Raw genomic sequence first — 21,097 nt, 5'->3', positions numbered from 1 at the left:
GGGATGGGGCTAGGTGAGGTTGGCGGCCTGGACGGCTTCGGCGGTGACCTCGGTCAGGCGCTCCGTCGGAAGTGCGCCCAGTTCCTCGCGGGCGAACCAGCGGGCCTCACACGTCGAACCGCCGACGTCGGCGACCGTCGGCGGGGCGGGCTGGTCGACGACCACCCGGTAGAACGCGCGTACGCCGTGCCAGTCGATCGGGTAACCCTCCGGGCCGAGCGAGGCGGCGTCCCGGTGGCTGGCCACCCCGAGCAGCCCGATGAGGCGGCCAATCTGGCCGGTCTCCTCGACCAGCTCCCGGATCAGCGCCGCGCCGGGCTGCTCGCCGTAATCGGTCCCGCCGCCGGGCAGGTGCCAGCAGCCGGCACCCGGGTACCCGTCGGAGACCCGGGTCAGCAGCACCCGGCCCTGCGGATCGGTCACCACCGCGTACGCGGCGAAACGCTGGGCGCGGTGCAGGCCGTCCGGGCCGGGCACGGCGTAGAAGGAGGGGAACTCCGGCGGCTCGTCCGGGACGATGTCGGCCGAGGCGGCCGGCAGCTCCAGGGCGCGCGCGGTGAACGACCGCAGCGGCAGCTCACGCGCCTCGTCGAGGGTGAACCACCGGGCGAGGTCGGTGGGACGGTCCACCCGGTCGGTCAGCGTGCCGCCGCGCACCCCGACCCGGTAGATGAGGCGGTCGGTGTGGATGGTTATGCCCTGCTCGGGCAGGGCGCGCATGTCGGCGAGGACGTCGTCGAGCTCGGCGACGGCGACCGACAGCCCGGTCTCGGCAGCGGTCTCCCGTACGACGGTGTGCTTCGGATCCTCACCGTGGTCGACCGCCCCACCGGGCAGGGACCACACGCCGGGGGTGCCGGAGCGCTCCGATGCGCGGACCAGCAACACTCGGCCGACTGAGTCAGCACAAACTGCGTATGCCGCGATCCTGCGAAGCGGCTCCAGCAAGGTGGTCACGAGACGAAATTGTCCCCGCGACCGGTTGCCGTCATCGAGAACTGTCAGATTCCTGACTCAGATCTGGACCATCAGGGATCGATCAGGGTACGGATCCGGGCGGTCACCGAGGTGGTCCGGCGGCCTGGCGCGGACCGTGGAGGCATGACCTCGACAGCACCTCCCCAGGCCCCGTACAAGCAGCTCCGCCGGCCCACCACCGACCGGATGGTCGCCGGCGTCGCCAGCGGCCTCGGCCGGTACCTCGCCGTCGACCCCACCCTCGTCCGGGTGGTCTTCGCCGTCGCGACCCTGGCCACCGGCGGGATCGCCGCGCTGGCGTACCCGATCATGTGGTTCCTGATGCCGGAGGAGCCGCCCGGCGCGCCCGCCTGGCCGCACCCCACGAACGCCGCGACGCCGGTCCCGCCGGCCGCCTCGCCACCCACTGGCGCACCGGCACCGGCGATGTGGCCGGCCCCCACGGCGTGGCCGACGGCCACGCCGGACCCGACGACGCCGGTCGAGACGATCCCGGCCAGCCGGCCCGCCCCGGAACCACCCACCGAACCGATTCCCACCGCCCGGCCGACCCCGGAACCACCCACCGAACCGATTCCCACCGCCCGGCCGACCCCGGAGCCGGCCACCGAACGGATCCCCACCGACCGACCCGCGCCGGAACCGGAGCCCCGGCCGGCGCCCGCGCCGCCGGCCGGATGAGGCGGGGTCACTCCCACTCGATCGTGCCCGGCGGCTTGCTGGTCACGTCCAGGACCACCCGATTGACCTCGGCGACCTCGTTGGTGATCCGGGTGGAGATCCGCGCCACCACCTCGTAGGGCAGCCGCGACCAGTCGGCGGTCATCGCGTCCTCGCTGGAGACCGGGCGCAGCACCACGGGATGCCCGTAGCTGCGCCCGTCACCCTGCACGCCGACGCTGCGAACGTCGGCCAGGAGCACCACCGGGAACTGCCAGACGCCCCGGTCCAGGCCGGCGTTGCTCAACTCCTCCCGGGCGATCAGGTCGGCCTGACGCAGCACCGCGAGCCGCTCCTCGTCCACCGCGCCGATGATCCGGATGGCCAGGCCCGGACCCGGGAACGGGTGCCGCCAGACCATCGCCTCGGGCAGGCCCAGCTCCAGCCCGAGCGTGCGAACCTCGTCCTTGAAGAGCGTGCGCAGCGGCTCGACCAGGGCGAACCGCAGATCCTCCGGGAGACCGCCGACGTTGTGGTGGCTCTTGATGTTGGCGGTGCCGGTGCCGCCACCGGACTCGACCACGTCCGGGTAGAGCGTGCCCTGCACCAGGAACTCCACGTCGCCGTGCGAGGCGATCTCCCGGGCGGCGGCCTCGAAGACCCGGATGAACTCCCGGCCAATGATCTTCCGCTTCTGCTCCGGGTCGGTGACCCCCGCCAGGGCGCCGAGGAACCGCTCCCGGGCGTCGACGACCTTGAGCTTGATGCCGGTGGCCGCGACGTAGTCCTTCTCCACCTGCTCCGCCTCGCCGGCCCGCAACAGGCCGTGGTCGACGAAGACGCAGGTGAGCTGGTCGCCGACCGCCCGGTGCACCAGCGCGGCGGCGACCGCCGAGTCGACGCCGCCGGAGAGGCCGCAGATGACCTCCTTGTCGCCCACCTGCGCGCGGATCCGGGCGACCTGGTCGTCGATGATGTTCTCGGGCGTCCAGGTCGGCTCGATGCCGGCGATGTCGTACAGGAATCGCTGGAGCATCTCCTGGCCGTGCGCGGTGTGCCCGACCTCCGGGTGGAACTGCACGCCGGCCCGCCGGCCGGCCAGGTCCTCGAACGCGGCGACCGGAGCACCCGCCGACTCCGCGGTGACGGTGAAGCCCTCGGGGGCCTCGGTCACGCAGTCGCCGTGGCTCATCCACACCGGCAGGTCGTCCGGCAGCTCACGCAGCAGCACCCCGGCGTCCGCGCGGGCGCGCAGCGGCGTGCCGCCGTACTCGCGGTTGCCGGTCTTCGTGACGGTGCCCCCCAGCGCCTGCGCCATCGCCTGGAAGCCGTAGCAGATGCCGAAGACCGGCACGTCGGCGGAGAACACCCCCGCGTCGATCTGCGGGGCGCCGGGGGCGTAGACGCTGGACGGGCCGCCGGAGAGGATGATCGCCGCCGGCTTCTTGGCCAGCATCTCCTCCACCGGCATCGAGTGCGGGACGATCTCCGAGTAGACCTTCGCCTCGCGCACCCGGCGCGCGATGAGCTGGGCGTACTGGGCTCCGAAGTCCACCACGAGGACGGGGCGAGGCGTGCTCATGTGCAGAAAGCCTACCGACAGTCACCCCCGCCCCCGGCACGGGCCGGGCCCCGGGCGCGCCGAGGCGTGTCGCCGCTGCTCAGGACCGCCCCCATGCGGGCGCGACCGTCCGACCGGCGGAGGTCAGGGTCGCAGCGCGCCGGGCGCGCCCGGCGGGACCGCCGGGTCGCGCGGCGGCACCGCCGCCACCCGGCGGTACGCCGACCCCAGCGGCGGGCGCGGATCGGCCTCGCCCCGGTTCGGCCAGAACGACATCGCCCGCTCCGCCTGCGCGGTGATCGTCAGCGACGGGTTGACGCCGAGGTTCGCCGAGACCGCCGCCCCGTCGACCACGTGCAGCCCCGGGTGGCCGTACACCCGGTGCCACGGGTCGATGACCCCCTCGGCCGGGGACGCGCCGATCACCGCCCCGCCGAGCAGGTGCGCCGTCATCGGGATGTCGAACGGCTCGGTCAGCGCGCCGCCCGGCGTACCGTCGATCTCCTCGGCGAGCAGCCGGACCGCCCGGTTGCCGGCCGGGATCCAGGTCGGGTTCGGCATACCGTGCCCGGGACCGGAGACCAGCCGGCGGCCGAACGGGCCGCGCCGTAGCCGCGTGGTCAGCGAGTTGTCGGCCGACTGCATGACCAGGGCGATCACCGTCCGCTCCGACCAGCGGCGGACGGTGAGCATCCGGGCGGCCAGCCCCGGCTGCCGGACGAGGGCGCCCAGCCAGCGGCGGATCCGGCGCGGGCCGCCGTCCACCAGCAGCGACTGGAGCAGGCCCATGGCGTTCGAGCCGCGGCCGTAGCGGACCGGCTCGATGTGGGTCTGCGGGTCGGGGTGGAACGAACTGGTGATCGCCACCCCCTCGGTGAGGTCGAGCCCGCGGGCGCGGGCCTGCCGAGGCCCGACCGACGCGCCGAGGATGGCCTCGGAGTTGGTCCGGGTCAGCTCGCCGAGGCGCGGGGAGAGCGCCGGCAGTGCCCCCGTCGCCTTCATCTCGTGCAACAGCCGCTGGGTGCCGAGCGCCCCGGCGGCGAAGACCACCTGGTCGGCGTGGACCAGCTGCCGGCGGTTGCGCAGCCAGGCGCCGGTGCGCGCGGTGTGCACCGCGAACCCGCCACCGGGCGCCGGCCGCACCGCGGTCACCGTGGTCAGCGCACGGACCTCGACGCCGAGCCGTTCGGCCAGCCAGAGGTAGTTCTTGACCAGGGTGTTCTTCGCCCCGTGCCGGCAGCCGGTCAGGCACGCGCCGCAGTGGCGGCAACCGGTGCGCTCCGGGCCGACGCCGCCGAAGTACGGGTCGGGCACCCGCTGCCCGGGCCGGCCGAGGTACACGCCCACCGGCGTGGCGTGGAAGGTGTGCCCCACCCCCATCCGCTCGGCCACCGCCCGCATCGCCCGGTCCGCGGCCGTGGTGACCGGGTACGTGGTGACGCCGAGCATCCGCTTGGCCTGGTCGTAGTGGCGGGCCAGCTCGTCGCGCCAGTCGGTGATGTCGCGCCACTGGGGGTCGGCGTAGAAGTCGTCGAGCGGCTCGTAGAGGGTGTTGGCGTAGACCAGGGAGCCGCCGCCCACCCCGGCGCCGGAGAGGACCAGCACGCCGCCGCCGGATCTCCGGTCGGCGGAGCGGAGCAGGGTGATCCGTTGCAGTCCGTAGCAGCCGAGCCTGGGGGCCCACAGGAAGCGCCGGGCCCGCCAGGAGGTCTGTGGGAACTCGTCGTCGGCGAAGCGCCGCCCGGCCTCCAGCACGGCGACGGTGTACCCCTTCTCGGCGAGCCGGAGCGCGGTCACGCTGCCACCGAAGCCGGATCCGATGACGACCACGTCGTACCGCATGAACGCATCATTACCGGCGGGTAGCCTTCGCGCCAGTGCCGGTTTCCGGGTGATCATGCCGGTGGCCGGCCGATCCGGTGGCCGTGGGCCCGCAACCCGACCGGCCCGTCGGAGCGTTGTACGGACGGGGGTGTCGGAGATGGCGCAGGGCGCGGGGTCGGCACGGCGGACACGGGCACTGTTACTGGCCGCCCTCGCCGCGATCCTGCTGGTGCTGGCCGGCAGCCTGGTGGCGACCCGGCTGGTCGGCCGCGACGAGGCGCAGCGCCCGCCCGGCCCGACCGGCACACCGCCCGCCGGCACGCCGAGCCCCACCCCGCCGCCCGGGGCCGCCGACGTCACCGGCCCGCTCAACCTGCTCCTGGTCGGCGTCGACACCCGGGTCAGCGTCCCGGGCTGGGAACCGCACGCCGACGCGGTGCTGGTGCTGCACGTGCCGGCCGGGCTGGACCGGGCGTACCTCTTCTCGCTCCCCCGCGACCTGCTGGTCGACATCCCGGCCTTCCCGCCGGCCGGCTACCCGGGTGGGCGCACGAAGCTCACCCACGCGATGAGCTACGGCAGCCGGGTGCCCGGCCGCCCGCGACAGCCCAGCACCAGCCAGGGGTACGAGCTGCTGCGCAGCACGGTCGCCGGCTACACCGGGCTACGCGTCGATGCCGGCGCTGTGATCAACTTTCCGGGCTTCACGCGCCTGGTGGACGCCCTCGGCGGGGTGGACCTCCACGTCGACCAGCGGGTGGTCTCGCTCCACCGCAGGCCGGACGGCAGGCACCGCGACCCGGCGCCCTCCGGTGGCGGCTACGTGGGGCCGCAGATGGTCTACGAGCCGGGCGACCGGCACCTCAACGGCTGGCAGGCGCTGGACTACGCCCGCCAGCGCTACATCACCGGCGGCGACTACGCCCGTCAGCGGCACCAGCAGCAGCTCGTCAGGGCGCTGGTTACCAAGATCCTCGACGAGGGCCTGGCCCGCCAACCGGACCGGGTCGAGCAGGTCGTCGCCGCGCTCGGTGACACCCTGAGCTACCTGGGCGGTCCCCGGATCGTCGACCTGGCGTACGCCCTCGGCGGGCTGAGCCCCGCCCGGTTCAACCTGGTCGGGCTCCCCGGCAGCGGCGTCGGCAAGGGCAGCGGATACCAGGGTGAGCGGCTCACGTCGGTGGGCACCGGTTTCCTCACCGCGCTCGCGGCGGGCGACGCCGAGGCGTACCTGGCCGCCCACCCCACGCTGCGGGTGAGGAACTGACCGTCAGAGCTTCGCCGGCCGGGCCGGACGCTTCGTGCCGTACAACCAGGCGTCGAAGAGCCCGTCGAGCTGCCTGCCGGAAATCCTCTCGGCCAGCGCCACGAACTCGGCGGTGGTCGCGTTCCCGTCCCGCTTCTCCGCCGCCCAGGTCTTGAGAATCCGGAAGAACGCCGGGTCGCCGACCGCGACCCGTAGCGCGTGCACGGTCATCGCCCCGCGTTCGTACACCGACCGGCTGAACAGGTTGGGCACCCCGGGCTTCCCCGGCGGCGTGCTCCACACCGAGGTCGGCATCCCCGAATAGCGCACGTCGAACGCCTGCTTCGCGGTGCCCCGGCCGCTGTGCTCGTTCCACAGCCACTCCGCGTACGAGGCCAGGCCCTCGTTGAGCCAGATGTCCTGCCACCTCGCCAACGCCACACTGTTACCGAACCACTGGTGGGCCAGCTCATGCGCGACCACCTCGGTGTTCTCACCCCGACGGAAGAATCCGGCGGAGTAGACCGGACGGCTCTGCGTCTCCAACGCGTAGCCGATGCGGGGGTCGGCGACCACCACCCCGCCGTAAGCGTCGAACGGGTACGGCCCGAACACGCTCTCCAGGTAGTCGGCCACCCGCACGGTCTGGGCGATCGACCGGTCCGCCGCGCCCCTGGGCAGCGTGGTGGTCACCGCGCTGAACACCGGGCGTCCCCTGTGCTCCCCGGTGGTCAGCCGGAACTTCCCGATCGCCACGGTGCTCAGGTAGCTGGCCATCGGGGCCTTCTCGGCCCACTTCCAGGTGGTCCAGCCGCCCGCGCTGCCCTTCCCGCCCGGCACGCCGTTGCTGACCGCGGTCAACCCGTCCGGGACGGTGATTTCGAAGTCGTAGGTCGCCTTGTCGGAGGGGTGGTCGTTGACCGGGAACCAGGTGCTCGCCGACTCCGGCTGCCCCAGGGCGATCGCGCCGTCCTCGGTGTGCAGCCAGCCGCCCTCACCGAGCACCTCGTTCCTCAGCGCCTTCGGTTTCCCCGCGTACCTGATCTCGGCCACGAAACCGTTGCCCGAGGTGAGCCCCGCGGCCGGGGTGACCACCAGTTCGTTCTTCTCCTGGACGTGGGTGGCGGGGGCGCCGTCCACGGTCACCGCGCTGACCGTGAGGCCGGCCAGGTCCAGGTGGAACGACGCCAGGTCCATCGTGGCCGCCGCCCGGACCGTGGTCACACCGGTGAGCTGGTCGGTACGCGGGTCGTAGCGGACCTTGACCGTGTAGGCGCCCACGTCGTACCCACCGTTGCCGTAGGTGGGGAAGTAGTCGTCGCCCGCGCCGGCCGCACCCGGCCGGTAGTCACGCGACGGGGCCGGTGCGGCGCTCGCCGAGGCCGCCGGCGGGACGTCGTCGGACTGGCAACCGGCCAGGCCGAGGCCGCCGACAGCCGCCAGGGCAATCCCCAGCGACAGGCTCTGTCGTGCCACTCGCATCGTGTGCGTCCTCCCCCGTGCCGGGCGGTGGCTGCGTGCCGCCGCCACGCCGACCGGCCGGCGCGGGCCGGTCGCGGGGGGCAGCGTACCGAGTGGGCGGTCGGTCCCGCGTCAGGGTAGGGCGGGCGCGGAGGCGCCGGAGAGCCACGCCTCCAGCATCGGGCGCAGCGGCCGGCCGGCGACCCGCTCTGCGTGCCCGACGAAGTCGGCGGTGGTGGCGGTGCCGTCCCTCCGCTCCGCCGTCCAGCCGCGCAGGATCCGGAAGAAGGTCTCGTCGCCGACGGTGCGGCGCAGCGCGTGCACCGCCAGGGCGCCCCGCTGGTAGACGCCGTCACCGAACATGTCCGCCCGGCCCGGGTCCAGCGACGGCTTCGCCCAGTCGACGGTGGCGTGTCGGCGTTCGAACGCCCGCTGCGCGCTCGGGCCGCCCTGGTGCTCCGCCCACAGCCACTCGGCGTACGTGGCGAAGCCCTCGTTGAGCCAGATGTCCTGCCACCTCGCCACCGTGACGCTGTTGCCGAACCACTGGTGGGCGAGCTCGTGCACGACCACCGACGGGTTCGGTTCGCCCCGGCGGAAGAAGCCCGGCCCGTAGACCGGGCGGGACTGGGTCTCCAGCGCGTACCCGATCCGGTCGTCGGCGACCGCGACACCCCCGTACCCGGCCGCCGGGTACGGCCCGAACCGCTCGGCGAGGAAGTCGGCGATCTCGCCGGTGCGGGCCAGCGACCGGGCGGCCGGCCCGTCAGCCGGCAGGTCGGCGGCGACCGCCGTCACCATCGGCTTGCCTCGGTGCGTGCCGCTGTGCAGCCGGTAGTCGCCGATGACGAGGAAACTCAGGTAGCTGGCCATCGGCACGTCCTCACGCCACCGCCAGATGGTCCACCCGTCCGCGCTGGTCCGGTCCCCCGGCACGCCGTTGCTCAGCGCCTCGATGCCGTCCGGCACGGTCACCTCGATGTCGTAGGTGGCCTTGTCGGAGGGGTGGTCGTTGACCGGAAACCAGGTGGCCGCCGACTCGGGCTGGCCCAACGCGATCGCCCCGTCCCCGGTGTGCAGCCAGCCGCCGCTGCCCAGCGCGCCGTCGCGGACGGCGGTCGGCACCCCGGCGTAGGCGACCTCCACGGTGAACCCGGTGCCCTTGGGCAGCCCGCGCGCCGGGGTGACCACCAGTTCGTCCCCGTCACGGCGGTGCCGGGCGCCGGCCCCGTCGACGGTGACCTCGGAGACGTCCAGCCCGGCCAGGTCCAGATTGAACCGGGCCAGCGGGACGGTGGCGGTCGCGGTGACGCTCGCCCGCCCGGCGAGCCGGTCGCTGGCCGGGTCGTAGCGTACCGCCAGCCGGTACGCGGAGACGTCGTAGCCGCCGTTGCCACGGCCCGGGACGTAGGGGTCACCGGCCTCGGCCGCCCCGGGCCGGAACCCGTCGCGGTCGGCGCCGTCGTCGGTGCAGCCGACCAGCACCACGGTCGCCACGACGGCCACGGCGAGGGCCGGCCGGGTCCGGGCGAACAGACGACGCACCGGCCGAGCCTATCGGCACGGCCGGTGCGTCGGACTGATTTGCCCCGGTCAGCGGTCCAGGACCAGGCCGACCTTCTGGAACTCCTTGAGGTCGCGGTAGCCGCACTTGGCCATCGCCCGGCGCAGCCCACCGAAGAGGTTGAGCTGGCCGTCCGGCTCGTCGGCGGGGCCGAAGAGCAGCCGTTCCATCTCCCCGAGCGGCTCACCGGCGGCCTCGAACGCGCCCCGCGGCAGTGACGGGTGGCTGGCGGCCGAGTGCCACCAGGCACCGCCGGCCGGGGCCTCCGCGCAGAGCGACAGCGGCTCGCCGAGCATCACCGCGTCCGCGCCGCAGCCGAGCGCCTTGGCGATGTCGCCGGAGGTCTGCATGTCGCCGTCGGCGATCAGGTGCACGTACCGGCCGCCGGTCTCGTCGAGGTAGTCGCGGCGGGCCGCTGCGGCGTCGGCGATGGCGGTGGCCATCGGCACCCGGATGCCGAGCACCGACTCGGTGGTGGACCAGTCGTCGCCGCCGATGCCGACGATCACTCCGGCCGCGCCGGTGCGCATCAGGTGCAGCGCCGTCTTGTAGTCGGTGCAGCCGCCGACGACCACCGGCAGGTCGAGGTCGGCGATGAACTCCTTGAGGTTCAGCGGCTCGTCGGTGGTGGAGACGTGCTCGGCCGACACGATCGTGCCCTGGATGACGAGGATGTCCACGCCGGCGTCGAGGATCACCGGGGCCAGTGTCAGGGTGTGCTGCGGGGAGACCCGGACGGCCACGGTGCCGCCGCCGGCCCGCAGCTCGCGCACCCGCTCGGCGATCAGTTCGGGGCGGATCGGCTCGGAGTAGACCTCCTGGAGGCGCTTGGTCGCCCTGGCGTCCTCGTCCAGGCCGGCCAGCTCCTCCAGGATCTTGGTCGGGTTCTCGTACCGGGTCCACAGGCCCTCGACGTTGAGCACCCCCAGCCCGCCGAGCTGACCGAGCCGCACCGCGGAGGCGGGGCTCATCGTGGCGTCGGAGGGGTGCCCGACGCAGGGGATGGCGAACTGGTACGCGTCGAGCTGCCAGGCGGTGGAGACGTCGTCGACGTCCCGGGTCCGGCGGCTCGGCACGATGGCGATGTCGTCCAGGTGGTAGCCGCGCTGCGCGGTCTTGCCCAGCCCGATCTCGACCACGTCACGCATGGGGACTCCAGATGTCTCGGGGTTGGTCAGCGGGAGTGGTAGTTCGGCGCCTCGACGGTCATCTGGATGTCGTGCGGGTGGCTCTCCTTGAGCCCCGCCGCGGTGATCCGGATGAGCTGGCCGCGCCGGTGCAGCTCGGGGATGCTCTCCGCGCCGACGTACCCCATCGCGGCGCGAAGCCCACCGATGAGCTGGTGGGCGACCGCGGAGAGCGGCCCACGGTAGGGCACCTGGCCCTCCACGCCCTCGGGGACGAGCTTGTCCTCGGCGAGCACGTCCTGCTGGAAGTAGCGGTCCTTGGAGTAGGACTTGGCCTGGCCGCGGGACTGCATCGCGCCGAGCGAGCCCATCCCCCGGTACGCCTTGTACTGCTTGCCGTTGATGAAGATCAGCTCACCGGGGCTCTCCTCACAGCCGGCCAGCAGGCTGCCGAGCATCACCGTGTCGGCACCGGCGACCAGCGCCTTGGCGATGTCACCGGAGTACTGGATGCCGCCGTCGCCGATCACCGGGACGCCGGCCGGACGAGCGGCCCGCGCCGCCTCCATGATCGCGGTGATCTGCGGTACGCCCACCCCGGCGACGATGCGGGTGGTGCAGATCGCGCCCGGACCCACTCCGACCTTCACGCCGTCGGCACCCGCATCGATTAGCGCCTTCGCGCCGGCGTGGGTGGCCACGTTGCCGCCGACAATGTCGATGGACACATCCGCCTTGAGCCGGCGGACCATGTCCAGCACGGCCCGCTGGTGGCCGTGCGCGGTGTCCACGATCAGCACGTCGACGCCCGCGTCGACCAGCGTCCGGGCCCGCTTGTACGCGTCCTCGCCGACGCCAACGGCGGCGGCCACCCGGAGTCGGCCGGAGTCGTCCTTGGTGGCGTTCGGGTACTGCTCGCTCTTGGTGAAGTCCTTGACGGTGATCAGCCCTCGCAGTCGGCCGGCGCCGTCGACGATCGGCAGCTTCTCCACCTTGTGCTGGCGTAGCAGGGCCAGCGCGTCGTCCTTGCTCACCCCGACCGGGGCGGTGACCAGCGGCGTCCGGGTCATGATCTCGCGGACCCGGGTGGCCGGGTCGGAGACGAACCGCATGTCGCGGTTGGTGACGATGCCGACGAGCTGGCCCTCGCCGTCGACCACCGGCACGCCGGAGATGCGGTAGCGCCCGCACAGCTCGTCGACCTCGCGGAGGGTGTCCTCCGGACTGGCCGTCACCGGGTTGGTGATCATGCCGGACTCGGAGCGCTTGACCAGGTCGACCTGGAGGGCCTGGTCCTCCAGCGAGAGGTTGCGGTGCAGCACGCCGATACCGCCCTGGCGGGCCATCGCGATCGCCATCCGCGCCTCGGTGACGGTGTCCATCGCGCTGGACAGCAGCGGCACGGTCAGCTCGACGTTGCGGCTGAGCCTCGTCCGGGTGTTGACCCGGCTGGGCACCACGTCCGACTCACCCGGCTGGAGCAGCACGTCGTCGAAGGTCAGGCCGAGCGGCACCACCCGCGCCGAACCGGCCGGCAGCTCCGGCAGGTGACCGCCCGGCTCACCGTGCTCGGCGGCGCCAGGAAGATCGGTGCTGGGCGAATTTTCCACGATTGCTCCCCTGAGCTGCTCGGACGGGCTTCAGCGAGGTGGCGCGCGGGCACCGGCGCACGCCGGCATGGCGGCGTGTTCGGTTCATCGTACCCACTGAGCTGCGCGGGCCCCGGCGGTGCCGGCACGGCCGGTGGCGCCACCGGAGCGGGGCGGGGGCGGGCGTCCGACGTTCCCGGGGACTACGGTGAGAGGGTGCACGACGAGCCCATCGACCCGTTCAACGGCGACCCGGCCGATCCGGCTGCCGGCCTGCACGATCCGCGTGACGAGGACCAACTCGACCCGCTGACCGAGGCCGAACGCCAGGACGTGCTGGAGGATCTGGCCGACCTGGAGATCTACCAGGCACTCCTGGCCCCGATCGGGGTGCGCGGGTTGGTCATCGAGTGCGAGGACTGCCGCGAGCCGCACTACTTCGACTGGGACCTGCTCCGGGGCAACCTGCGCCACCTGCTCAGCTCGGGCCGGCCCCGGGTGCACGAGCCGGCGTACGACCCGGATCCGGATCACTACGTCACCTGGGACTACGCGCGCGGCTACGCCGACGGGGTGCACGACACGCTGACCGAGACCGCCGAGGACGGCGACGCCACCGGCGACTGACCGCGCCACGGGTGGCGACGGGCCGGCGCGGGTGGGTCAGGCGACCAGGCCGGCGCGGAAGCCGGCGGCCACCGCGTGCGCCCGGTCCCGGGCGCCGAGCTTGCGGAACAACCGGCGGGCGTGCGTCTTGACGGTGTCCTCGGAGACGAACAACTCCCGCCCGATCTCGGCGTTGCTCTTGCCCTCGGCCATGCCCAGCAGCACCTGCAGCTCCCGTTCGGTCAGCCCGACCGCGCCGCGTCCGTTCCGGGTGCCGGGCCCGCCACGCTGACCGGCCGGCACCGGGGCCTCCGCGTCGGCGGCCTCCGCGTCGGCGGCCTCCGCCTCGACCTCGTCGTCGCCACGCTGCGCCGGCACCACCGTCGGGACGGCCCCGGGCCCTTCTCCCGGGCCGGACCAGCCCGGTCCCGTCTGCGCCGGGTTGCGTCCGGCGGCGGGCCGGGGAGGCGCGCCAACCGCAGCGGTGTCCCGCGCCGGGTCGGTCACCCGGTGGCGGCTCGCCCGGCCAGGTGCGGCGAGCAGCAGCAGGGCCTTGGCCACCGCACTGGTCAGGTCGTGGTCGGTGCCCTGGATCAGCCCTCGGGCGCCGGCGCTGATGGTGGCCGCGGCGGACTCGGACTCCTCCGCGCCGAGCAGCAGCACCGCCGCCTGTGGCGCGCGGGCCAGCACCCGCCGGACGAAGCCGGCGCTGTCGGGTCGGGTGAGGGCGGTGTCGGCGAGCACGACGTCGACCGGCCGTTCGGCGAGCCGCAGCATCACCTCGGGATCGGAAACGGCCGTCCGCACGACCGCGGCCAGGCCGAGCCGAGTGGCGGCCGACGTCAACTGCTGCGCGGCGAGCGGTGTCCGAACGCAGACAAGAACGGTACGCACTGTGGTGTCTCCTCTCCGCAGAGAGCAGACCATGACCGGGTCTGCCGGGGAGGAGGTTCCGGGCAATCCTCCGAACTTTTCCGACATTTAGGGCATTTGCCGCAGGTAACCGAAGTTTCGATCACCCCACGTGTGAGCCGAGCAGAGATCGGGTACGGGGACGCCAGGCCGGAAACGGTGCGCCTGCGCGGACACCGCCCGGACGCCGGTTCAACGAGGATCTCCGCGGTGTCGCGCGGGAGGAGGGGTGCTGATGTCGAACGTACGTAGACTGCCCGGACCCATCGTCGATCTGTGGGACTGGCAGCGGCTCGGCGCGTGTCGGGGCCGCGACAGCGCCCAGTTCTTCCACCCGGACGGCGAGCGCGGCTCCTCGCGGCTGCGCCGCGAGTCCGGCGCCAAGTCGGTCTGCCGCGCCTGCCCGGTCCGGGCCGAGTGCGCCGCCCACGCCCTCACCGTCCGCGAGCCGTACGGCGTCTGGGGCGGGTTCAGCGAGTCGGAGCGGCTGCGCCTGCTCGCCCTCGGCTGGGAAGACCTCGCCGACCGCCGGCAGACCCGGGTCGACATCGCCCGGTTGGAGGCCCGCCTGGGCCTCCCGCACAAGTCCGCCGTGCCGGAGCAACGCAAGATCGCCTGACCCTGGTCGGCACGCCACCGGGGCCGGGCCGGAGCGGGCGGGTAGTCCGAGTCAGCGGACGGTCACCGTCACCGCGTGCCAGCCGGTGGCGCCGTCGGGCGCGACCGGCTGCTCCCGCCCGGTCTGGGTGGCGCCGGTGGTGTCGGTCGCGCGGACCTGGAGCGTGTGCTGGCCCGGGCTGGCCTCCCAGCGCCACGACCACTGCACCCAGGTGTCCACCGAGACCGTCGGGGCGAGCGTCGCCTCCCGCCACGGCTCGTCGTCGACGCGGACCTCCACCCGGCTGATGCCGCGGTGCTGGGCCCAGGCCACCCCGGCCACCATGACCGGGCCGGCGGCCAACCGGTTGCGCGGGCGCGGGGTGTCGATCCGCGACTGTGTCTTCACCGGCCCCTGCGCCGACCACCCCCGGGGCACCCAGTACGCGTCGAAGTCCGCGAAGCTGCTCAGCTCCAGTTCGGTCACCCACTTGCAGGCCGAGACGTACCCGTACAGGCCGGGCACCACCATCCGGACCGGGAAGCCGTGCGCGACCGGCAGTGGCTCGCCGTTCATCCCCACCGCCAGGAGCGCGTCCCGCCCGTCGCGCAGCACAGAGGTCGGGGTGCCGCAGGTCCAGCCGTCCACCGAGCGGCCCACCACCTGGTCCGCGCCCTCCTCCGGCTCCACCTCGTCGAGCAGGTCCCTGATCGGTACGCCCAGCCAGCGAGCGTTGCCGATCAGGTCGCCGCCCACCTCGTTGGAGACGCAGGCCAGGGTCACGTACCGCTCGACCATCGGGCGGGCGAGCAGGTCGGCGAAGCTCAGCTCGACCGGGTGGCGTACCCGCCCGTGGACGCGCAACCGCCAGGTCTCCGGGTCCACCTGCGGAACCACCAGGGCCGTGTCGATCCGATAGAAGCCGCTGGTCGGGGTGACGTACGGGGCGAGCTGCGCCAGCGACAGGTCCGCTCCGGCGGGTACGGCCGGGGCCGAGGAGACCGGGGCGGGCAGCCGGACGGCCTGCCGGGCCGCCGACACACCTTGCCGGCCGGCGAGCCAGTGCCCGCCCAGCCCGGTGACGGCAGCCGCGCCGGCCAGCACACCCACGCCGCGCAGGAACCGCCGCCGGGCCTCCGGGTCGGCGCTCGCCGGCCGATCCGGCCCGCCCGAGGTCCCGCCGGCGGCCTCCGCACCGGGCACCGGTCCCCGCGCACCCGGCTGGGTGCCCGCCGGCACTCCACCGGCCGCCTGCCCACCGGCGCTCGGAGTCTGCGGGGGCGTCGGTGGGGTCCAGGGCCATGGTTCGATCTCCAGTGGCCCGGCCAGGAAGGCCCAGAGCGTCACCGCGCCCAGTCCCCCACCGGTCAGCGCGGGCAGCGCGTCGGCGGCGTCCGCGCCCGCCCGGGTGAGGGCGGCGGCCACCCCGAGGGCGACGAAGGCCGCGACGCCGGCCAGGCCGAGCCACAACCGGCGTACGGCCGCCAACCCGAGCAGTGCGGCGCCGGCAGCCAGCAGCAGCGCCGTCCCGACCAGCAGGGCGATCTTGTCGTACCTGCCGAAGACGGCGATGGCGAACTGCTTCAGCGGCTCGGGTACGACATCCACCACGAGCCCGCCGACAGCGACCAACGGCGCCGACCGGGGGCCGGTGAGGACCGCCACCGGCTCGGCGACCCCGATCGCCACGACCGCGGCGGTGATCCCGGCCAGCGCGGCGAGGCCGCGGGGGGTGCTGCTCATCGACCCAGTGTGATCGACCGGCCGGACCGGCAGCCAACCACGTCAGCGTTCTGTAACCACGGACGCCGAAGGGCGCACCGTCACGGAGACGGTGCGCCCTTCGTCTGTCCTACAGCCAGGGTCAGAAGCCCGGGCCGTGCTGGTGGCCGTGGCCGTGGCCGTGCCCGCCGGCGGCGGCCGGCTCGGCCTTCGCCGGCTTCTCCACCACGAGGCTCTCCGTGGTGAGCAGCAGGCCGGCGATCGACGCGGCGTTGGAGACCGCGTTGCGGGTCACCTTCACCGGGTCGATGATGCCGGACTTCACCAGGTCGACATACGTGCCGGTGGCGGCGTCGAGGCCGTGGCCCCACTCCTTGCCGACGACCTTCTGCACCACCACGTAGCCGTCGTGGCCGGCGTTCTGGGCGATCCAGCGCAGCGGCTCGACCAGCGACTTGCGCACGATCGACACGCCGACCTTCTCGTCGCCGGTGAGGCCCAGGTCGTCGTCGAGCGCCGGGATGATCTGGGCCAGGGCGGCGCCGCCGCCGGGGACCGTACCCTCCTCGACCGCGGCCTTGGTCGCGGCGATGGCGTCCTCGATGCGGTGCTTGCGCTCCTTCATCTCGACCTCGGTCGCCGCGCCCACCTTGATGACCGCGATGCCGCCGGACAGCTTCGCCAGCCGCTCGGCCAGCTTCTCCCGGTCCCACTCGGAGTCGGAGGCCTCGATCTCCTTGCGGATCTGCGCGACCCGGTCGGCGACCTCGGCGGCCTGACCGCCACCGTCGACAATGGTGGTGTTCTCCTTGTCGACCACGACGCGCCGAGCGGTGCCGAGCACCTCCAGGCCGACCTGGTCGAGCTTGTAGCCCAGCTCCGGGGCGACCAGCTCGGCGCCGGTCAGGATCGCCATGTCCTGGAGCATCGCCTTGCGGCGGTCACCGAAGCCGGGTGCCTTGACCGCGCAGACCTTGACGGTCTTGCGGATCGCGTTGACCACCAGGGTCGACAGCGCCTGGCCCTCGACGTCCTCGGCGACGATCAGCAGCGGCTTGCTGTTCTGGAGGATCTTCTCCAGCAGCGGCAGCAGCTCCTCGATCGCCGAGATCTTCTGCGTGGTGATGAGGATGTACGGGTCCTCCAGGACCGCCTCCTGCGCCTCCGAGTCGGTGACGAAGTTCGGCGAGATGAAGCCCTTGTCGAACTGGAGGCCCTCGGTGACGTCGAGCTCGGTGGTGAGCGCGGAGCCCTCCTCGACGGTGATGACACCGTCCCGGCCGACCTTCTCCATCGCCTCGGCGATCAGCTCGCCGATGGTGGCGTCCTGCGCGGAGATCGTCGCGACGTGCGCGATGGACTCCTTGTCGGAAACCTCGACGGCCCGGTCGAGCAGCGCCTCGGAGACCTTGGCGGCCGCCGCGTCGATGCCCCGCTTGAGACCGGTCGGGTTGGTCCCGGCGGTCACGTTGCGCAGGCCCTCGCGGACCATCGCCTGGGCCAGCACGGTCGCGGTGGTGGTCCCGTCGCCGGCGACGTCGTTGGTCTTGGTCGCCACCTCCTTGACCAGCTGCGCGCCGAGGTTCTCGTACGGGTTGGTGAGCTCGATCTCCTTGGCGATGGTCACGCCGTCGTTGGTGATCGTCGGTACACCGAACTTCTTGTCCAGGACGACGTTGCGCCCGCGCGGGCCGAGGGTCACCTTGACCGTGTCGGCGAGGGCGTTGACACCGTGCTCCAGCAGGTGTCGGGCGTCGTCCGAGAAGCTCAGGATCTTCGCCATGAATGTCCCTTCACGCGACGGTGCCCCGGCCCGGCGAGCCGGACCGGGGCAACGACACTGATCGGTTGCTTACTTCTCGATGACCGCGAGGACGTCACGGGCGGAGAGCACCAGGTACTCCTCGCCGGCGTACTTGACCTCGGTGCCGCCGTACTTCGAGTAGAGGACGGTGTCGCCGACCTTGACGTCGAGCGGCACGCGGTTGCCCTTGTCGTCGATCCGGCCCGGGCCGACAGCGAGGACGGTGCCCTCCTGCGGCTTCTCCTTGGCGGTGTCGGGGATCACGATGCCCGACGCCGTGGTGGTCTCAGCCTCGTTCGCCTGGACCACGATCCGGTCCTCGAGCGGCTTGATCGCAACCTTGGTCGCGGTAGTCACGGGCATACCCTCCTGGGGTACTGGTTTCGTAGCCGGACGGCGAGGCCGACCAGCGTAAATCTGCCACATGCCACCGGGCGGGGCCGTCGTCGCGGGTGCCGGTCCGCCTGGCGTTCAGCCTCCGCGCCGGATGACCCGGAAGCTGGCACCCTCAGGGTGAGAGTGCTAATCGCAGGTTATTCCTCGGCTAGCACTCCGTCAAGGAGAGTGCCAATGCAGTGTCCTCGTGTCGCCGCCGGACACCCCGCCGCGCTCACCTGACCGCACTTGATCCACTCCGCTCGCGGCAGATCGCGGCATCCGCACGCTTGATCCACTCCGCTCGCGGCAGATCGCGGCATCCGCACGCTTGATCGACTCCGCTTGCGGCATGGTGCGGCATCAACCCTCGAAGACACCCCCACCTGCCGCGTACGGAGTGGATCGAGAGGCCCGACCATGGCCGACGTCGAGGGCTGGAGCGAACGGCGGGGGCGGATCTCGACCAGTTCGCCGCGCCGCGTACCCCCGAGGGGTCGGCCGCGTCGCCACAGTTCCGCCAGTCGTGACCGCGACACGCCGACAATGCCTCGCCGTAGCGTGGCCGGCTCCCTACCGTCGGTGGCCGCTGCCGGAGGCTGTGGAGAGGAGAACCGGTGTCCCGGATACCGACACTGACGTTCCTGCGGGCCCAGCTGCGCCGGGCCCGCCAGGCGCGCGGGCTCAGCCAGGAGGAACTGGGCAAGCTGGTCAACTACTCGTCGTCGTACGTGAGCGCGGTCGAGCTGGGGCACGCCCCGGTCACCCCGGACTACCTGGCCCGGTTGGACCGGGCGCTGGACACCGGCGACCTCTTCGGCACCATGCTGGAGCTGATCCGGTTCCATGCCGCGCCGGACTGGTTCCGCCCGTGGGAGGAGATCGAACGGGAGGCGACCTCGCTGCGCTGGTACGGGCCGACCGCCCTCCCCGGCCTGCTCCAGACCGAGGCGTACGCGCGGGCGATGCTCGCCCTGGGCGGGGAGCTGACCGCCGAGGAGGTGGAGGCGCGGGTGGTGGGCCGGCTGGCCCGGCAGGCGGTGCTGACCGGCGACCGGCGGCCCCAGTTCGTCGCCGTGCTGGAGGAGCAGGCGCTGCGCCGGCAGGTCGGCGACCGGGCCGCCATGGCCGAGCAGCTGGAGCACCTGCTGACCGTCGGCGCCGCGCCGAACGTGCAGGTGCGGGTCGTGCCGGCCGACGCCCCCTGGCACATCGGGCTCACCGGGGCGTTCATCCTGGCCCGGCTCGACGGCGGCGTCGAGCTGGCCCACCTGGACAACCAGCTCCGGGGGCAGACCGTGGACAGCCCGAACGACATTGCCGCCCTCGGCCGGCGCTGGGAGACTGTGAACGCTGAGGCGCTGCCGCTGGGGCAGTCCACCCGACTGATCATGGAAGTGGCGAAGACATGGACCTGACCCACGCCACCTGGCGCAAGTCCTCCCGCAGCACCAGCAACGGCGGCGACTGCGTCGAGGTCGCCGCCAACCTGCCCGGCGTCGTCGCCGTGCGGGACAGCAAGGACCCGGCCGGGCCGGTGCTCGCGTTCGCCCCGTCGAGCTGGCGGACCTTCGTCGCCGCGACCCCCACGCGCTGACACCACCGCCACCCACCCACCGCCGGGCCGGGACAATGGCGGGGTGGATCTCGACCAGTTCGCCGCCCTGCGTACCCCCGAGGGGTCGGCCGCGCTCGCCGCGGCGGCCGGGCTGGCCGGCGGCGACCCGCTGACGGCGGCGGCCGCGCTCCGTTCCGCCGGGGTGCCGGCCGGGCTGGCCGCCGCCGCGCTCACCCAGGCCGAGCTGCGCCGCCGGGCGGTCGGAAAGTTCGGCCCCGAGGCCGCCGGCATGTTCCTCACCCGGGCCGGGCTGGAACAGGCCACCCGCCGGCCGGTCGCCGACCGTCGGGCCGACCGGTTGCGCGCCGCCGGGGTGCGCAGCCTCGCCGACCTCGGCTGCGGTCTCGGCGCCGACGCGCTCGCCGCCGCCCGTGCCGGCATCCGGGTGTACGCGGTGGAGGCCGACCCGGTCACCGCAGCGATGGCCGCCGCGAACGCCGAGGTGGCCGGGCTGGCCGAACTGTGCACCGTGGAGGTCGGCGACGCGACCGCGTTCGACGTGTCCAGGGTGGAGGGGGTCTTCTGCGATCCGGCACGTCGGCGGGCCGGCACCGGGCGGCGGATCTTCGACCCGAACTCCTACTCCCCACCCTGGGACTTCGTCACCAGTCTGGCCGGGCGGGTGCCGAACACGGTGGTGAAGGTCGCTCCCGGCATCGACCACGCGCTGGTCCCGCCCGGCGCCGAGGCGGAGTGGGTCAGCGTGGACGGCGACCTGGTGGAGGCGGCGCTCTGGTGCGGGCGGCTGGCCGGGGTGCCCCGCCGGGCGACCGTGCTGCGCGGCGGCGCCGTGCACGCACTCACCGGGTCAGGCAACGCGGAGGCGCCGGTCGGGCCGGTACGACGCTACCTGTACGACCCGGACGGCGCGGTGGTCCGCGCGCACCTGGTCGCCGAGTTGGCCGACGCGCTCGACGCCACGCTGGCCGACCCGACCATCGCCTATTTGTACGCGGACACCCCGGCCGCCACCCCGTTCGCCCGCTGCCTGGAGATCACCGACGTGCTGCCGTTCTCGCTGAAGCGGCTGCGCGCCCTGCTGCGCGAGCGTCAGGTGGGCCGGGTGGAGATCCTCAAGCGGGGCTCGGCCCTGGACCCGGAGAAGCTGCGCCACGACCTGAGGCTGGCGGGCGGGAACGCGGCGAGCCTGGTGCTGACCCGGGTGGCCGGCGCACCGACGGCCCTGGTCGGCCGCCCCGCGCCGACGGCCTGACCGGCGCGATTCCGCCCGGCCGGACCGCGACGGGCTGACCGGCGCGATCCCACCCGGCCGGACCGCGACGGGCTGACCGGCGCGATCCCACCCGGCCGGGCCGCCGGGTGGTTTCGGGCCGGGCGCCGGGGATTTTCCGATGGCCGGCCGGGCAGCGCCGGGTTAGCGTGACGCCATGGCGGGACAGGGCACTCCGGCGACGGCGCTGCTGACGAAGCGGAGGATCGCCCACCGCACCC

General features: G+C 73.4%; 17 protein-coding genes and 1 pseudogene. 7 read left to right on the top strand and 11 right to left on the bottom strand.

The window, feature by feature from the left end:
• Window positions 1-9: 9 nt before the first annotated feature.
• On the bottom strand, window positions 10-957 hold the full coding sequence (locus tag E1193_RS18815) for an NUDIX hydrolase (RefSeq protein ID WP_132184504.1): 948 nt from the start codon (window positions 955-957) through the stop codon (window positions 10-12).
• A gap of 144 nt (window positions 958-1,101) precedes the next feature.
• Here E1193_RS18815 and E1193_RS18810 point away from each other — a divergent pair.
• Window positions 1,102-1,359: pseudogene (locus tag E1193_RS18810) on the top strand (PspC domain-containing protein); the annotation flags it as partial.
• A gap of 307 nt (window positions 1,360-1,666) precedes the next feature.
• Here E1193_RS18810 and guaA read toward each other — a convergent pair.
• Entirely contained in the window at window positions 1,667-3,220 is a 1,554-nt protein-coding gene (guaA, locus tag E1193_RS18800; protein WP_132184503.1) for a glutamine-hydrolyzing GMP synthase, read from the bottom strand.
• Window positions 3,221-3,343: 123 nt separating this feature from the next.
• Window positions 3,344-5,041, bottom strand: a complete 1,698-nt coding sequence (locus E1193_RS18795) for a GMC family oxidoreductase (protein WP_132184502.1) — start codon at window positions 5,039-5,041, stop codon at window positions 3,344-3,346.
• A 139-nt stretch (window positions 5,042-5,180) separates the two neighbouring features.
• Here E1193_RS18795 and E1193_RS18790 point away from each other — a divergent pair, with 139 nt between their 5' ends.
• Window positions 5,181-6,290 (top strand): LCP family protein, encoded by a 1,110-nt coding sequence (locus E1193_RS18790; protein WP_132184501.1) that lies wholly within the window; start codon window positions 5,181-5,183, stop codon window positions 6,288-6,290.
• Between the two features lie 3 nt (window positions 6,291-6,293).
• Here the strand turns inward: E1193_RS18790 and E1193_RS18785 are convergent, their stop codons facing one another.
• The 4 genes from E1193_RS18785 to guaB form a co-directional block, all read right to left on the bottom strand.
• Complete coding sequence (locus E1193_RS18785; RefSeq protein ID WP_132184500.1) at window positions 6,294-7,751, bottom strand: M1 family metallopeptidase; 1,458 nt, start codon at window positions 7,749-7,751, stop codon at window positions 6,294-6,296.
• 111 nt (window positions 7,752-7,862) lie between these two features.
• On the bottom strand, window positions 7,863-9,275 hold the full coding sequence (locus tag E1193_RS18780; RefSeq protein ID WP_132184499.1) for a M1 family metallopeptidase: 1,413 nt from the start codon (window positions 9,273-9,275) through the stop codon (window positions 7,863-7,865).
• Between the two features lie 48 nt (window positions 9,276-9,323).
• Window positions 9,324-10,442 carry a GuaB3 family IMP dehydrogenase-related protein gene (locus tag E1193_RS18775; RefSeq protein ID WP_132184498.1) on the bottom strand — a complete coding sequence of 373 codons (1,119 nt, stop codon included), beginning with the start codon at window positions 10,440-10,442 and terminating at the stop codon, window positions 9,324-9,326.
• A gap of 26 nt (window positions 10,443-10,468) precedes the next feature.
• Window positions 10,469-12,031 (bottom strand): IMP dehydrogenase, encoded by a 1,563-nt coding sequence (gene guaB / locus E1193_RS18770; protein ID WP_132184497.1) that lies wholly within the window; start codon window positions 12,029-12,031, stop codon window positions 10,469-10,471.
• Window positions 12,032-12,226: 195 nt separating this feature from the next.
• Between guaB and E1193_RS18765 the strand changes: the two genes are divergently transcribed.
• Window positions 12,227-12,637 (top strand): DUF5319 domain-containing protein, encoded by a 411-nt coding sequence (locus E1193_RS18765; protein ID WP_132184496.1) that lies wholly within the window; start codon window positions 12,227-12,229, stop codon window positions 12,635-12,637.
• Window positions 12,638-12,673: 36 nt separating this feature from the next.
• Here E1193_RS18765 and E1193_RS18760 read toward each other — a convergent pair whose 3' ends face one another.
• Complete coding sequence (locus tag E1193_RS18760; RefSeq protein ID WP_132184495.1) at window positions 12,674-13,510, bottom strand: DNA-binding response regulator; 837 nt, start codon at window positions 13,508-13,510, stop codon at window positions 12,674-12,676.
• A gap of 253 nt (window positions 13,511-13,763) precedes the next feature.
• On the opposite strand from E1193_RS18760, the gene E1193_RS18755 reads away from it, so the two are divergent.
• The gene (locus E1193_RS18755) at window positions 13,764-14,147 is read left to right on the top strand and encodes a WhiB family transcriptional regulator (protein ID WP_132184494.1); all 384 of its coding nucleotides are present in this window, start codon (window positions 13,764-13,766) and stop codon (window positions 14,145-14,147) included.
• A 51-nt stretch (window positions 14,148-14,198) separates the two neighbouring features.
• Here E1193_RS18755 and E1193_RS18750 read toward each other — a convergent pair whose 3' ends face one another.
• From E1193_RS18750 to groES, 3 genes are all read right to left on the bottom strand, one after another.
• Window positions 14,199-15,869, bottom strand: a complete 1,671-nt coding sequence (locus tag E1193_RS18750; protein ID WP_132184493.1) for a molybdopterin-dependent oxidoreductase — start codon at window positions 15,867-15,869, stop codon at window positions 14,199-14,201.
• A 121-nt stretch (window positions 15,870-15,990) separates the two neighbouring features.
• Window positions 15,991-17,631, bottom strand: coding sequence for a chaperonin GroEL (groL, locus tag E1193_RS18745; protein WP_132184492.1), 1,641 nt, complete (start codon window positions 17,629-17,631; stop codon window positions 15,991-15,993).
• Between the two features lie 69 nt (window positions 17,632-17,700).
• Window positions 17,701-18,015: a co-chaperone GroES gene (gene groES / locus E1193_RS18740; protein ID WP_089005269.1), complete on the bottom strand. Its 315-nt coding sequence runs from the start codon at window positions 18,013-18,015 to the stop codon at window positions 17,701-17,703.
• Between the two features lie 629 nt (window positions 18,016-18,644).
• On the opposite strand from groES, the gene E1193_RS18735 reads away from it, so the two are divergent.
• Genes E1193_RS18735 through E1193_RS18725 form a run of 3 tightly spaced genes read left to right on the top strand, consistent with a single transcriptional unit; the run spans window position 18,645 to window position 20,858 of the window.
• Window positions 18,645-19,445 carry a helix-turn-helix transcriptional regulator gene (locus E1193_RS18735; protein ID WP_243707771.1) on the top strand — a complete coding sequence of 267 codons (801 nt, stop codon included), beginning with the start codon at window positions 18,645-18,647 and terminating at the stop codon, window positions 19,443-19,445.
• Window positions 19,436-19,624 carry a DUF397 domain-containing protein gene (locus tag E1193_RS18730; protein ID WP_132184491.1) on the top strand — a complete coding sequence of 63 codons (189 nt, stop codon included), beginning with the start codon at window positions 19,436-19,438 and terminating at the stop codon, window positions 19,622-19,624. The genes E1193_RS18735 and E1193_RS18730 overlap by 10 nt, the downstream gene beginning before the upstream one ends.
• Window positions 19,625-19,667: 43 nt before the next feature.
• Window positions 19,668-20,858: a methyltransferase domain-containing protein gene (locus tag E1193_RS18725; RefSeq protein ID WP_132184490.1), complete on the top strand. Its 1,191-nt coding sequence runs from the start codon at window positions 19,668-19,670 to the stop codon at window positions 20,856-20,858.
• Window positions 20,859-21,097 lie beyond the last annotated feature (239 nt).

The sequence above is a fragment of the Micromonospora sp. KC606 genome, assembly GCF_004348675.1.
In the GTDB taxonomy this organism is placed as follows: Bacteria; Actinomycetota; Actinomycetes; order Mycobacteriales; family Micromonosporaceae; genus Micromonospora.
Note: the sequence above shows the minus strand (reverse complement) of the source record. Positions and strands in the feature narration are given on the sequence as shown.

Coding starts and splice junctions, on each gene's coding strand:
- guaA (WP_132184503.1), bottom strand. CDS start 3,220: ATGAGCACGCCTCGCCCCGTCCTCGTGGTGGACTTCGGAGCCCAGTAC.
- E1193_RS18795 (WP_132184502.1), bottom strand. CDS start 5,041: ATGCGGTACGACGTGGTCGTCATCGGATCCGGCTTCGGTGGCAGCGTG.
- E1193_RS18790 (WP_132184501.1), top strand. CDS start 5,181: ATGGCGCAGGGCGCGGGGTCGGCACGGCGGACACGGGCACTGTTACTG.
- E1193_RS18785 (WP_132184500.1), bottom strand. CDS start 7,751: ATGCGAGTGGCACGACAGAGCCTGTCGCTGGGGATTGCCCTGGCGGCT.
- E1193_RS18775 (WP_132184498.1), bottom strand. CDS start 10,442: ATGCGTGACGTGGTCGAGATCGGGCTGGGCAAGACCGCGCAGCGCGGC.
- E1193_RS18755 (WP_132184494.1), top strand. CDS start 13,764: ATGTCGAACGTACGTAGACTGCCCGGACCCATCGTCGATCTGTGGGAC.
- E1193_RS18750 (WP_132184493.1), bottom strand. CDS start 15,869: ATGAGCAGCACCCCCCGCGGCCTCGCCGCGCTGGCCGGGATCACCGCC.
- groL (WP_132184492.1), bottom strand. CDS start 17,631: ATGGCGAAGATCCTGAGCTTCTCGGACGACGCCCGACACCTGCTGGAG.
- groES (WP_089005269.1), bottom strand. CDS start 18,015: ATGCCCGTGACTACCGCGACCAAGGTTGCGATCAAGCCGCTCGAGGAC.
- E1193_RS18730 (WP_132184491.1), top strand. CDS start 19,436: ATGGACCTGACCCACGCCACCTGGCGCAAGTCCTCCCGCAGCACCAGC.